This window comes from Paenibacillus sp. Marseille-P2973, assembly GCF_018101095.1.
Classification (GTDB): domain Bacteria; phylum Bacillota; class Bacilli; order Paenibacillales; family Paenibacillaceae; genus Fontibacillus; species Fontibacillus vini.
Genome location: NZ_JAGQEH010000001.1, coordinates 558,359 through 570,444 on the forward strand (window position 1 = coordinate 558,359; position 12,086 = coordinate 570,444).

Below are 12,086 nucleotides of genomic sequence, written 5' to 3' on the forward strand. Positions count from 1 at the left end.
CCACTACCTTTCCACATCGCCTATCGTACTCTCCATGGCCCGGAAAACATCTCCCTCCGAAGCCATCGGCGTATCTCCAGCCACGGTATGGGCCAGCATGCCCGCCACCGCCGCAAAATTCACGGTCCGCTCCGGCTCGAATTGCTCCAGTTCGCCATGAATAATGCCGCTGGCAAAGGCATCTCCTGCCCCTATTCTATCATAGACGGAAAATGTCAGTCTCTCCGAAAACGTAAAGCGCCCTTCCTTGAACAAAAAGCCGCGCAAAGAGTGAGAGTTATCACCGTGGATATCCCGGTGCGTCCCGGCAATCGCCGTGATGTCGTATTGTTTCGCCACCGCCGGAATCAACTCGGCTAGTCTCTCTTCCCGCCCCTCGGCAGTGCTGCCCATTCCCAGCGTGAACATAGCATCCTTTTCGTTCATGAACACAATGTCCGCAAGCCTTAGCATCTCTTCATAGTGCGGTCTAGCCACGCTATGGCCTTTTTCTCCCCAAAGGGAAGGACGGAAATTGCAGTCAAAAATAACTTTGCCTCCCCGACCCTTGACGGCTTTGGCCAGGTTTATCATGTGGCCCCGGACTCCGTCGTTCATAGCCAGCGTGATGCCGCAGAAATGTACCGCATCAATCGACTCGGCAATACGTTCAAAATTGTAAGTACCCTGCGGCGACGTATTGAAGCTGCTTTCCAACCGGTTAGTATACGTTACCCGGCTTGGACGAGCCCCGAAGCCGTTCTCCAAAAAATATAGTCCCAAGTAGTTTCCACCGCGAAGAACGAACTCCGCCTCAATACCGAGCTTCCGCAAATACGCTGAAGCCGCGTCGCCTAGCGGACCCAGAGGCAAGCGGGTTACCAATAACCCCGTATGTCCGAAGCGGGCTAAGGCCGAGGCGACATTCACTCCGGTGCCGGAGAACGAATAATTCAAGGTGCTGGCCTGTGACAGCATATCATGCCCCGGCACCTGGAGACGCATCATTACCTCGCCAAATGCAGCTACCCGCTTAGGCATACTCATCCGCCAGCTTTTTCATGATGCCGAGCAAGTCCCGCACATCCTGAATATTGGTATTTCCGGATTCCTTATCGATGATGGAAGAATACACGTGAGGGATGACTTGCTGCACTCCCGCTTCCAGGGCGATGCGCAAAATCGGCTCGAAATTGTCCATGTCGATGCCGCCCGTCGGTTCGAGCGCGAAGCCGGCTTCGGCGCATGCCGCCGCAACGGCGCGGTACTCATCTTCCCGGCTAAGGCCTTGCATCGGAAAATACTTCAGCGCGTTTCCGCCCATGTCGCGCACCAGTGCAATCGCCGACGCCACAGGAACAATCGCAGCCTCGCTTTGCGCCGCGCTGACCGGCCCTGTGGAGATGTTCACATATCCGACGCGTCCCGTCGGGGACACCAAACTGTTGATCCAGCTGTCCTTGTCGCCGAGATTGGCGCGGGTCGCTCCCACGGCCGGAAACACCTGGTTGATATGGCTGCCCGGATAATGCTTCGCGATCTCGGCCACAACCGCGGCTTGACGATTGTCGCCGGCGCCAAGCCCGATCGATACCGCTTCGTCGATTTCCTTGCCATAGGCTTTCATGGCGGTCACGGCTTCCTCTACCGTAGAATAAGCCTTGGACAGAACACCCACCAGGACATGCCCCTCCGCCGCTTCAAAAACTTCCTTGGCATTGGCGATATCCTTCGCCAACACGTTCAAGGCGACGCGCCCTTTGTAAAAACGCTTTTCGATCTGTGACATGCTTATTTTCCCCCCGTCAATAATTTACGCAATTGTTCCTCTATAACTTGAATGTCGTCCCCGAGCAGAGGCCGCGGATCGATGTCGAAATAGCCTTGACGAACCCCATAGTCCCGCGTATAAATCGCTATTTCACCGTTTTGGAGTCCCGCCGCAACTTCTTTGGCGTTCGTTCCCGTCTGCTGCGGATCGATATGAATGCGACCCCGGTAGATCGCGCGGCCCGCTTCATCCTGAACGATCGTCACCTTCACGCCGGGTATGTCGTTTAGCGGGGACAGCGCTTCGAGAGAGGCTTTTTCCTGCTCGCTCTTGTCTACCTTGACCAGATACTCGTCGAGTGCCTGAAGCAGGCCAAAGCTTGTTTCTTTGCCTACCTTCATACTTCTGCCGATGCCGTGCAATTGAACCTTGAGCCAATCGATATAAGTACGTTTCCCCGCTACGATTCCGGAGGTCGGTCCTTCAATCGCTTTGGAGCCGCTGTAGATCGCAAGATCCGAACAAGTCACGTATTTATGCAGATCCTCTTCGGCCGCCGCGTCCACGATGAGCGGAACGCCGTTCTTTTGCGCCACGTCCCAGGCTTCCTCGACGGAAATCATGTTCTTTTGAACCGCATGATGAGATTTCACGTACAAAATCGCCGCGGTTCTCTCCGAGATGGCGTCTTCGATATGCTCGGCCCGGCCTTCATTGGCGTAGCCGACTTCCAGCAGACGCCCGCCGCCCAAATAGACCATCGTCTCCACCGGGGCGCCGTACTGTACATTGTGGCCTTTCAAAATGATGATCTCATTGCGGGGAATAATCTCCTGATGCAGCCGTTCGCTGAGCCGCCGGTTCCCCCGGGTCACAACAGCCGCAACGGACAATGCAATCCCGCTGGAAGCGGAGTTGACGATGACGGCCGCTTCGGAACCAAGCGCCCCAGCGATATGATCGCCCGCTTTGTCGACCAGATCGGCGATTTCAACGTAGCTCTGTCCGCCCTGCTTCATCGCTTCCATTACCGTATCGGTCGGTGCGGACACGCCCAAAATACTCATGCGCCCGCTGGCATTAATCACTCGCTTAAGCCCGTATTTCGCATTCAATGAATTCCCCATTTGCCACAACTCCTTTTGCTTGGATAATTTGATTCGCCGTTCTCTGTTCTCCTTCCGAATCGGTCAACATGACCGGACCGTCGGCCAGTGTGAACAGCGTAAGGTTCGCGGTGTCGCCCACCCGGATGCGCCCCAGTTCCGGCTTGCCCAGCCAGGCAGCGGCATTGACGGTTACCATGCCGATGATTTCTTCAAGGGAATACCCGAGAAGCAGGAATTTGGACAGCACATTGTCCATGCTGTATACCGGCCCGTTCAACCGATTGCCGCGGTAGATGTCGGTACTGATCGTATCCGGTGCAATCCCGTGACGTTTGGCCGCCTCGGCCACCCGGAATGAAAAGCTTGCCGTACCATGTCCTACATCCAGATGAACTCCCCGAGCCACCGCATCGGTAAGGACCTGGAGCGGACGGCCTTCTGCATCAAATAAATTGTTCGCTTTTCCGTTGAGATAATGAGTTATGATATCTTTTCGCGCCAAAAGCGGAATTACCTCCCGAATGTCCGGCGGTCCCGAGCCGATATGAACCATGAGCGGAAGCCCCGTTTCTTCGGACAGTTCCCTCGCGACTCGCAGCGGCTCGATTCCGCTCTCACCGACCACACTCCGGCTGATGCGCGCTTTTAAGCCGACGATGGATTCGCCGAATTTGGCGATGGCATGTTTGGCCCGTTCCCGGTCGATCCACGCCATTTGCGACAATTCGTCGATGCGAAGCAGGCCGATACGGGAAATATTTAGAAACGCCAGTACGTTCGTCTTGGCTTGTTCCCCGCTCCGAATCAGATCCGCGATCCGGTCCGCTCCGCAGCTTCCGGCATCGACGATCGTCGTGACGCCCTGCCGGACGCCGATCTCATCAATCTCGTCCCCGTAAGGATGAAACTCGGGAAACGCATGAACGTGCATATCGATCCAGCCGCTGGATACATACGTGCCGGTGCCGTCATACTCCCGCGTTGCTCGGCCTTTTCCAGGCTCGGTGATCTCCGCGATCAGCCCGTTCTCGATCACGATATCGATCTCTTCCCCGCTCACGCGTTTGACGCGGCGCAGGACCCATGAATCTGTCATGATCTTCACCCTTTTCGATATAACATTATAATGTTTACAATAACACCATCGTTACCTTAAGTAAATATAACGTTATAATGTTTGTGATTTAATTAGACTTGCTTTTCTGAATCTATTCAGCAGCAATAGTAGTAGACTCCGTCTCTATGTTAAGCTCAAATCCGATTTCAAACATACGCTTCCATGGAAAATGAAGCCGTTGAAGCCTGATCCGCCCTTCCGGAATATCCCCGAAGTACCGCTCGGCTGCCCGGTTCATTTTTTCGGCCAAAATACCATGCACTTCGTCCAAACAATGTCCGATCACATAATAGCTTGCATCCAGTCGGGGCAGATCGTGTTCCAGCATGTCCTGGCGGACAAGGGACTGATAAATGAAATCCTCAACCAGGCGCTCATAGTAAAATTTCCGGCTCTCCCGAATGATTTCGGGATAAGTTGCCGATTCCTGGCGTTCCAAATAATACGAAATGATCACGAAATGAGCGATCACCGTACCGAGCGCGTTACCGGATGTGTTCCATCCCGCATAGGCGGTCAATTGGTCCAGCAATCCTTTTTTCTTCAGCAAATTTATTAGAACCGGATCTCCGCCGTTGCACGTCGCCACGTCACCCAGAGCAACATGCTTGCCCTTTCGCAAGTAAGCTTCCATCCTTTCGACGATCTCCCGATAATGAATTTCGGAAAAATAAGAACGATGCCGCTCCCTAAAAGGAATCTGCTCCGCCATACCCGCCTGATCCACTGCCGGGGAATGGACGATCAGCACGAATGGAGTATCGCCGGAATGATCCGCCAACACGGCCCCGGAGGCGGTGAGATGGGATTTGACGCTCTCGTTCAGACTGCGGTCCTCATATTTCGGCTTGGTCAACGGCCCCTTAGTCGAGGAATACCGCACAAAAATCTCCGGCTTGTACTGTTTCAATTCGCAAAAAATATGCGCGAACATCGTGCAGCCGATCTCATCGGCACCGGGATAAATCATCACACGGTCCATGATACCCAGTTCCTCGACCCGGCAGATCATCATCTGCTGCTCTTTTGGGGAGAAGCCATACTCCGAATTATCGTCGAGCGGAATGATCAGGTGATCGATGATCCCTTCCTCCGCCAGCTTCAACGTATAATGATTCACCTGCTGATTAACGCCCCGGCGCTCGACGAAATCATTCAGATAAGGCTCTGGGATCAATGTTTTTAACTGTTCAAGCTCCATATGTTCGTTATCATTCAGCTGGTCGCGTTCCGCTTTATCGGTCAAATAGCTGTATTTAAAAATCTGGCCGCCATGAAATTTATAGTAATCCGGCTCTTCCTCATCTTTATTGTTGTTTGGCACCCGCATAATCAGATTAAAAGCGTGAATCCGGATCCCCGGATGACACTCCTTGATTTCGGCCAGCACGGACAAGCGTTCCATGCATTCCTCAAACGTCAAATGATGCAAGCGGGACGGTACGATTCCGCCATAGATCAGTAAATCAATGGATACGAGCAAATAGTCCGCTCCCTCGGCTTCGTGCAAAAGCCATTCCCGGACCGCCGCCGTATCGGCCGGTTGTTTTTTGCGGCCAAGCAGATGGATGTCCGGCACCGCGAGTTCCAGATCGGTCATTTCGGCCAGCCGCCGCGGAAACAGGTAATTGCACGGCCTTTCATCGAGCGGCAAGTAGACTACTTTTGGCATATGATTATTCTCCCCTCCGGTTCAACTAACTAAATTATTATTTAAGCGCTTTCAGGAATTTATATGCTTAATATAATCTTAGCTCTCTCCGAATTAAAGGACTATCCCATAAAATTACGAAAATATCTAAAAAAAAGAGATCAGGGCCTCTAACGAGCTCCCCGATCCCACGCTTCCAGCACTAGAATGCCTGCCAATGCCGCCGAATCCGGCCAATGAATATATCGCTCACGCTCCAGTGCTCGCAGCCCATCAAGAATATCCTCTTTTCTTCTGCCGGTCATGCGTTCCAGTTCACCCATCATCGGCACTCGCCCCCGCTGCGTCGAGAAATTGAACAAAATACGCAGCAATTTGCGTTCCAAATCAGGAAGCATCGCTGTCACGGCCTTTCACTTTCACAGGTGCATAAGCCAAAATATTGGACTTCCGGAAAGCCCTCGGCTCTCCGGTCTTTAAACAGGTCGCCCGTACCAGGTCCCCCTTTACCGCATGAACTTCAATTCGCCGCTGAGACACGTTTCCCGCCCGATCGATATAAATAATCTCGAGCAATTTTCCGATGTATTTTTCCACCAGCACCATCTCCAAATAAGAACGTTTGTTTGTATTATATGCGAACATTCGTTCTTTATTCAACAAGAAAAAAAGTCCTTGTTTACCGGAGATTATCTGGAACTTAAATGCGCATGCTGCGAGTCTTGAGTCAATTGGAGCGATTTTCCTTATCCAGGAAGTCGTTTAAAAGAGGCCATATTAACTTAAGTTATACATATGCGGATTTTCTACAGGAAGGGGTCGAATCGATATGTGGAAAGAAAGAGAACGTTATCGGAATTGGGGAAAAGCCGTGCTCTGGATCAGCGCATTCGCTATCCTGCTGGCCTGTGGGTATGTGGTGTATACATTGTTTTCGGTGTATTGGGGATAGAGAACAGATTAGGAAGGAGGCTTGGAACTAGCGGAGCTTCCTTCCCGTAAAACACTTTGCTCTTCCAATCTACTCCAGCATGTGGGCTACGGAGATTTCTTGTCCGCGTGCTGTTCGTCATTCTCTTTTTCTCCACTTTTGGATAGAAATATCTTCGCCGCGTTACGTAGTACTCCCGGCATTGGAATGCCCATCCGCTCAATGTTTTTAATAATGGACAAAAGCTCCATCGCCAGATAAAAAAAGATTACCGCATCCCGAATATAATGCCCTTCGCCTAAAATCCCATCGATCAAATGCGCGATTGAAACCAGAATAAAGATCATGCTCTTTCGGATGATCTCTTCAGGCTCCATTCGGCTGCGCAACTCTCTATTCATCCACGCTGCCACCCAACTAGTAATCCAATCCGCTATCGCAAAAACAAACAGTACCTGAAGTAGGATGGTCCAACCGCCTAACGCATACTCCATCACAGATCCGAAAATAGAGGCTAGGCTATTAGTGAAGTAATTAATTTGATCATTCATGTCGGTTGTGCCTCCTTGAACTATTTGCGTCCTATTCTCATGCGGTTAAGATAAATTGAAGTTATTATGAACAGGAAGAACCTCATCTCTGCCATTGATGGGTATGGTATCTAGTCGATCAATATCAAGCCTGTCCGTTTTCTTTACGTGGTGATTCCTCCATAACAAAAACAATCCATTTCGTTTGAAAAGTTACCAATTTGGTAATTTAAAGTAAGCTTCAATCAGAACGTTTTGCAACTATCATTCATTAAAATTAACGTTTTATTAACTATAATTTTTAGAACAAACACTCTTTATTTTTCTTATACCACATCATAATTACCATTTCGGTAACTTATCCCCATTTTATATTACCGATTTGGTAATGTCAAATGTTTTCCATAATGACAAAATTTATATATTCCTATTTACCAAAACGGTAACTCAGTGTTATACTATCCGAAACGGAAAAAGAGGAGTTTCTATGCAAAGTCTTGGGGATCGAATCAAAATCCTTCGGGAAAATAAGTCTCTGACGCAAAAGGATCTCGCGGCCATGGCCGGATTGACCGTCGCTCAGTTGTCCCGATATGAGACGAATGATCGCAAACCCGACCCGGAATCGCTGCGAAGCATCGTCGATGCTTTGGACACGAATGCCGATTATTTGCTCGGACGCAACGAAGACCCGTCTCCTTCCTATGATAAAGGGATGAGCATGTCTTTTTACGGCGGGCCGGAAGCTTATACGGCGGACGAAATTGCGATGATGGAAGCGGCCTTGAAAGCCTATCGCGAGCAAAAGAAAAAATTGCTAGATGGCGAAATAGAAAAAAATTAAAGGAATTACAACTTGAACGTCGAATATAACTCTAAGGCAAAACAATGAATGAGATGACGAAACAGGCCCTTCCCAGAGGGCCCTTCTTTTCCGATACATACCGAACATACATTCTCTTTTGGGGTGATTTTATGTTATTCTCCTACTACAGGGAAACCGAGTTGGAGCAGTGGATCAGCGGCAAATATTTACAACATGGGATTGCGAGCACGGCCGAGCATGATATCGAGCATATCGCCCAGGCATTTGGCGTGGAACTCGTTTACGAGGAATGCCCCTCTTTTTCCGATAACGAGGAGCAGGTGATTTTTCTCAATAAATATGCGGATGATGTGACGGCGAGAGTGATCTTTTTCCATGAATTATGCCATGTACTGAGACATGCAGGGGACCAGAGGAGGATGCCCGTCCTATTCAAAAATGCGCAGGAAACCGAAGCGGAACAGTTCGTGCTGTACGCGGCGATTCCTTTTTACATGTTTGCGAAGCTGCCTGTTCCCGATCAGCATTGCGAGGCGATTCCATTTCTCGCCGAAACCTTCCGCGTTCCGTACGAACTGGCCGAACACAGGCTGGATCAGATCCAGCGGCGGGTATTGCACGGAAGCCTGATGGCCGCCGCCAAGGAAGCGGACCGCCAGCACCAGCAAGTGAGCGGCTGGTCGGGGGAAACCAGACGAGTATTGGCCCAACTGGAGAAGCAGTTAAGCGGCAGCGGAAAGCGAGGAAGATAGAGTGCGCTTGGCTTTATACTGCGACTTCGTTCTCGACGGGATACGCCCCTTGCAGCTAGTGGTCCAAACTCAGCCCGGTGAGCTGGACTGGACGGAGATTTTATATCTGCCGCTCTCGGGTCCGTTTGAGCGGTTCGAGCCGGAGCAGTTCGATGACAAGATCGGCGCATCCGTGCTGCTGGAGGATCTTGTCCTGAAACGCGGGGGGAATGAGGAACTTGGGGTCGTGTTGCCCAACCTCGCCCTCCGGCACCCCGGAGCCGACATCACCTTGCTCGTGATCCAAATTAGCGATGCGGAGGAAGTGCTGGAGTATAAATGGGGAGACCGATTGATGGAGGACGGGTTGATTGAATAGGATTTCGGATCACAAAGAAACCTGCTAACGCTCTACATGCACCCGGCCGCTCATAATGCCCCGGACCGCCTCCCGGGTCGGCAAGCCTTCCCAGTCGCCGGGAGCCTGGATAACCATGGAGCCGATCAGGTTGCCGAGCCGCACCGCGTCTTTGAGATCATCTCCCTGATGCACCCCGGCCAGAAAGCCGGCGCAGAATCCGTCGCCCGCTCCGACCGAATCGACGACCTGCTCCACCGGAAAATACGGGACGCTCGACAACTCTCCATTCTCCAATATGTAAGTCTCACGGTCGCCGCCTTTGATGATTTTTACACCCGGTAGTTTATTCAACTCGGGAACTAGCTCTTCGAGATGTTCTTTGCGATAAAGCAGCCGAAGTTCGTCCAGGCCCGGCAAAAAGTAATCCGCCTGCCCGGCGAGCGCAAGCAAAGTGTCTCTGGCCTCATCCGGGCTCCACAGCTTCAGCCGCAGATTGGGGTCGAAGCTTATTTTAGTTCCATGCTTCTTGGCCAATTCCACCGCCCGGAAGATCGTTTCCCGGCTCGTGTCGCTGAGAGCCGCGGTGATGCCGGTCACGTGCAAAATGTTGGCGGAGGCGATGTAAGCTTCATCGAGATCCTCCGGCGACATCATGCTCGCGGCGGAGTGACGGCGGTAATAGTATACCGAATTGTTGCCGAAGGCCTTCTCCCGCAGCATCAATCCGGTTGGAGAGTCCTCGGCAAGAGCTGCTCGAGACACGTCGACTCCTTCACCGCGGATCGCCTTGTAAATACGGCGGCCAAGCGGGTCGTTTCCCAGCCGGCCAAACCAGCCGGACCGGCAGCCCAGCCTCGCCAGACCGATGGCGACATTGCTTTCCGCTCCGCCGAAGGACAAATTCAGTTCGGAGCCGTACTCCAACCCCCGTCGATCGTCCGAGATCAATAGTCCCATCGACTCTCCGAACGTAATCACATCAGGCGTCACAGCCGCCTCCACTGTCATGGCATGTTTCATGTCCATTCGCTCCTTTAACTACTTTTCTAAAGATACTCGTCTTGTAACCACCATTTCCGTTCTCCCTCACTGTCGGAAAACACCCTTTCTTTGCTCCATAAGTCCCCCCCGGCGCCGGAGCATTCCGCCCACTTAACCCGTTGGGAACGCAACGCATCGGCCTTTGAGGTGTCATATTCGCCATAGCCGACCGTCGTCTCATTGGCCGGGTCGTTCCAGTTATCCCAGCCCTCCGGGTGAATGTGGCTGTCCGCCCTGCAGTTTACGAATACGGTTTTGGCATGAGACCGCCAAGGACGCCCCAGATAAACCGAGCCTTCCGGCACATCCTGGGCCGCAGTCAAGTAACATTCCCGAAAAATCAATCCATAGCGCTGTTCCTTTAACGTGGAGGCCGCCGTAATATAACCCGTGCCGCCCTCTTTCGCATGGCGCAGACTTCGGATTTCGCAATGCTCAAAATACGCCGTAGCCCCGCCAAATATAAAATCCACCGTGCCCTCGATCAGGCAACGGCGGTATATTTGGCGGCAATTGGCATGCCGCTCCCTTAACGGGATGCCGCCAAATTCCGGCCGATCTTTCGGAGACGGAGGCAGCGGCCCGGTGAATAACGTATCTTGATGGCCTTTCAGGATGCAGTTGCTGAACACGGTATAATCACAATGAGCATACACGGCCAGCGCCTGTCCGATGTCATCCCCTTGTCCTGCCGTATTGGCGATGACCAGATTTTCAAGAAGCAGGCGGCTGCCTCCCAAAAATAAGGTCGGCGTAGCGAACGTGCCGATCTCTTCCCCCCGCTCATCCCGCTCCCGGGCATAACGCTTCATAACGATCTCGACTTGTCCAATGCCAATCAGGGCCAGATTCGAGCGATAGATCTTTACCGACTCTTCATAGACGCCCGGCAAAATATGAATCTGTGCGGAAACTTCAGACGGTTTACGTTCCAGAAAATCAACCGCCTCCTGAATGTATGCGAAATCACAAAATGGTTCCTTTCCCACAAGCAACTTCATATCTCCATGAAACCTCCAGTTTCCACTTAACTAAAACAAATCTATGGTGCAATGATACGCCCAGCCAAGCCCTACCAAACCGGCCGCATCCTAAATTATCTCTCCAGTAAATGCTTCGTCAGAAACGGAACCCAGGCCGCCCGCATCGCTGCAGTCTCCATATGGCCGCCTCCACCGAGAACGGGCTGCCAATGCTCCGGCTTCCCGGCATCCCTATAGGCATCATGGAGCCCGGTAGCGAGCAGTTCCACGCCTTCGACCGGACAAAGCCGGTCGTTCCGCCCGACCAGGCTCATCCTGGGCCGCGGCACGATCAGCCTTTGAATATCCAAAGTCGAAAAATGCTTCAATAAGCCGGGTACATAGGAGTAGAAGCCATGGTGGTCCAGCCCTCTTTTGGCAATCAGAGTTCCCGCCTCCACCTGCCCGCAGATGTCGATCGTCACCTTGATCCGTTCATCGAGCGCGGCCGACCACCACGCCATCAGGCCGCCCATGGACATACCGATCGTGGCGACCCGGGAGCTGTCGATATCCCGCCTGCTGCACATATAATCGAGCAAACGGCGATTGTCGTACAGCATCATGCCCCACATGGCCCGGCCGTTCCACAACATCTCCTTAACCAGCTCGCTTTCGGTCTTACCGCCGCGCTCATTGAAGGCCCACATATCGATGCAGCAGACCGCGCAGCCCAAGTCGGTGAGCACCTTAGCAAACGAAGGCTCCTGCAGATAGGGGCTGCTCACAATCATCTCCTTGCGGCCGTTCCCGTAATTTCCGCCATGGGAATGATTAAAGATCACAAGCGGAAACGGCCCGCTGCTCTCCCGGGGTTTGGCCACGTAACCCGGCACCGGCTCCATCCCGTTCAATTCCAGCTGCAGCGTTTCAAGGACATATCCGTCCCGCTCCTCGACCTTCAGGACTTGAGCCGTTATCGGCTCTTCCGGCGGTAAATCCCCCAGCAATTCGAGCAATTTATTCCGTGCCTCTTGCGGGCTCCAATTCATGCGGCGGCTCCCTCCTTTCATCTCC

General features: G+C 52.4%; 15 protein-coding genes. 4 read left to right on the forward strand and 11 right to left on the reverse strand.

The genetic code is table 11. The features are described from left to right. Positions 1-3 precede the first annotated feature (3 nt). From KB559_RS02505 to KB559_RS02535, 7 genes are all read right to left on the reverse strand, one after another. Positions 4-1,020 (reverse strand): sugar kinase, encoded by a 1,017-nt coding sequence (locus tag KB559_RS02505; RefSeq protein WP_211020246.1) that lies wholly within the window; start codon positions 1,018-1,020, stop codon positions 4-6. After that, positions 1,013-1,768 carry a 2-dehydro-3-deoxy-phosphogluconate aldolase gene (gene dagF / locus KB559_RS02510; RefSeq protein WP_211019997.1) on the reverse strand — a complete coding sequence of 252 codons (756 nt, stop codon included), beginning with the start codon at positions 1,766-1,768 and terminating at the stop codon, positions 1,013-1,015. Before dagF ends, KB559_RS02505 begins: the two co-directional genes overlap by 8 nt. A 2-nt stretch (positions 1,769-1,770) precedes the next feature. Further along, entirely contained in the window at positions 1,771-2,877 is a 1,107-nt protein-coding gene (locus tag KB559_RS02515; RefSeq protein ID WP_211019998.1) for a DgaE family pyridoxal phosphate-dependent ammonia lyase, read from the reverse strand. Beyond that, complete coding sequence (locus tag KB559_RS02520) at positions 2,843-3,955, reverse strand: amidohydrolase/deacetylase family metallohydrolase (RefSeq protein WP_211019999.1); 1,113 nt, start codon at positions 3,953-3,955, stop codon at positions 2,843-2,845. The genes KB559_RS02515 and KB559_RS02520 overlap by 35 nt, the downstream gene beginning before the upstream one ends. A 112-nt stretch (positions 3,956-4,067) precedes the next feature. Further along, positions 4,068-5,648: a DUF4127 family protein gene (locus KB559_RS02525; protein ID WP_211020000.1), complete on the reverse strand. Its 1,581-nt coding sequence runs from the start codon at positions 5,646-5,648 to the stop codon at positions 4,068-4,070. Between the two features lie 149 nt (positions 5,649-5,797). Continuing rightward, positions 5,798-6,013 (reverse strand): hypothetical protein, encoded by a 216-nt coding sequence (locus KB559_RS02530; RefSeq protein ID WP_211020001.1) that lies wholly within the window; start codon positions 6,011-6,013, stop codon positions 5,798-5,800. 1 nt (position 6,014) lies between these two features. Then, positions 6,015-6,290: a hypothetical protein gene (locus KB559_RS02535; RefSeq protein ID WP_247681503.1), complete on the reverse strand. Its 276-nt coding sequence runs from the start codon at positions 6,288-6,290 to the stop codon at positions 6,015-6,017. 166 nt (positions 6,291-6,456) lie between these two features. Here KB559_RS02535 and KB559_RS25345 point away from each other — a divergent pair, with 166 nt between their 5' ends. Then, positions 6,457-6,579: a hypothetical protein gene (locus tag KB559_RS25345; RefSeq protein WP_282103116.1), complete on the forward strand. Its 123-nt coding sequence runs from the start codon at positions 6,457-6,459 to the stop codon at positions 6,577-6,579. Between the two features lie 86 nt (positions 6,580-6,665). On the opposite strand, the gene KB559_RS02540 is transcribed toward KB559_RS25345, so the two are convergent. Further along, positions 6,666-7,109: a phage holin family protein gene (locus KB559_RS02540; RefSeq protein ID WP_211020002.1), complete on the reverse strand. Its 444-nt coding sequence runs from the start codon at positions 7,107-7,109 to the stop codon at positions 6,666-6,668. Between the two features lie 466 nt (positions 7,110-7,575). Here KB559_RS02540 and KB559_RS02545 point away from each other — a divergent pair, with 466 nt between their 5' ends. The 3 genes from KB559_RS02545 (at position 7,576) to KB559_RS02555 (ending at position 9,024) form a co-directional block, all read left to right on the forward strand. Further along, on the forward strand, positions 7,576-7,932 hold the full coding sequence (locus tag KB559_RS02545; RefSeq protein WP_211020003.1) for a helix-turn-helix domain-containing protein: 357 nt from the start codon (positions 7,576-7,578) through the stop codon (positions 7,930-7,932). A gap of 131 nt (positions 7,933-8,063) precedes the next feature. Continuing rightward, positions 8,064-8,666 (forward strand): ImmA/IrrE family metallo-endopeptidase, encoded by a 603-nt coding sequence (locus KB559_RS02550; protein WP_211020004.1) that lies wholly within the window; start codon positions 8,064-8,066, stop codon positions 8,664-8,666. A 1-nt stretch (position 8,667) separates the two neighbouring features. Further along, positions 8,668-9,024 carry a hypothetical protein gene (locus tag KB559_RS02555; RefSeq protein WP_211020005.1) on the forward strand — a complete coding sequence of 119 codons (357 nt, stop codon included), beginning with the start codon at positions 8,668-8,670 and terminating at the stop codon, positions 9,022-9,024. 24 nt (positions 9,025-9,048) lie between these two features. Here the strand turns inward: KB559_RS02555 and KB559_RS02560 are convergent, their stop codons facing one another. From KB559_RS02560 to KB559_RS02570, 3 genes are all read right to left on the reverse strand, one after another. Further along, positions 9,049-10,026, reverse strand: a complete 978-nt coding sequence (locus tag KB559_RS02560; RefSeq protein WP_211020006.1) for a sugar kinase — start codon at positions 10,024-10,026, stop codon at positions 9,049-9,051. A gap of 26 nt (positions 10,027-10,052) precedes the next feature. Then, a complete protein-coding gene (locus tag KB559_RS02565; protein WP_211020249.1) occupies positions 10,053-11,042 on the reverse strand; it encodes a pectinesterase family protein in 990 nt (329 codons plus the stop codon). A 101-nt stretch (positions 11,043-11,143) separates the two neighbouring features. Next, positions 11,144-12,061 carry a dienelactone hydrolase family protein gene (locus KB559_RS02570; protein WP_211020007.1) on the reverse strand — a complete coding sequence of 306 codons (918 nt, stop codon included), beginning with the start codon at positions 12,059-12,061 and terminating at the stop codon, positions 11,144-11,146. Between the last annotated feature and the right edge of the window lie 25 nt (positions 12,062-12,086).

What these genes read in the sequence shown, in the direction of transcription:
- KB559_RS02505 (WP_211020246.1), bottom strand. Translation starts at nt 1,020, where the DNA reads ATGCCTAAGCGGGTAGCTGCATTTGGCGAGGTAATGATGCGTCTCCAG.
- dagF (WP_211019997.1), bottom strand. Translation starts at nt 1,768, where the DNA reads ATGTCACAGATCGAAAAGCGTTTTTACAAAGGGCGCGTCGCCTTGAAC.
- KB559_RS02515 (WP_211019998.1), bottom strand. Translation starts at nt 2,877, where the DNA reads ATGGGGAATTCATTGAATGCGAAATACGGGCTTAAGCGAGTGATTAAT.
- KB559_RS02520 (WP_211019999.1), bottom strand. Translation starts at nt 3,955, where the DNA reads ATGACAGATTCATGGGTCCTGCGCCGCGTCAAACGCGTGAGCGGGGAA.
- KB559_RS02525 (WP_211020000.1), bottom strand. Translation starts at nt 5,648, where the DNA reads ATGCCAAAAGTAGTCTACTTGCCGCTCGATGAAAGGCCGTGCAATTAC.
- KB559_RS25345 (WP_282103116.1), top strand. Translation starts at nt 6,457, where the DNA reads ATGTGGAAAGAAAGAGAACGTTATCGGAATTGGGGAAAAGCCGTGCTC.
- KB559_RS02540 (WP_211020002.1), bottom strand. Translation starts at nt 7,109, where the DNA reads ATGAATGATCAAATTAATTACTTCACTAATAGCCTAGCCTCTATTTTC.
- KB559_RS02545 (WP_211020003.1), top strand. Translation starts at nt 7,576, where the DNA reads ATGCAAAGTCTTGGGGATCGAATCAAAATCCTTCGGGAAAATAAGTCT.
- KB559_RS02550 (WP_211020004.1), top strand. Translation starts at nt 8,064, where the DNA reads ATGTTATTCTCCTACTACAGGGAAACCGAGTTGGAGCAGTGGATCAGC.
- KB559_RS02560 (WP_211020006.1), bottom strand. Translation starts at nt 10,026, where the DNA reads ATGAAACATGCCATGACAGTGGAGGCGGCTGTGACGCCTGATGTGATT.
- KB559_RS02570 (WP_211020007.1), bottom strand. Translation starts at nt 12,061, where the DNA reads ATGAATTGGAGCCCGCAAGAGGCACGGAATAAATTGCTCGAATTGCTG.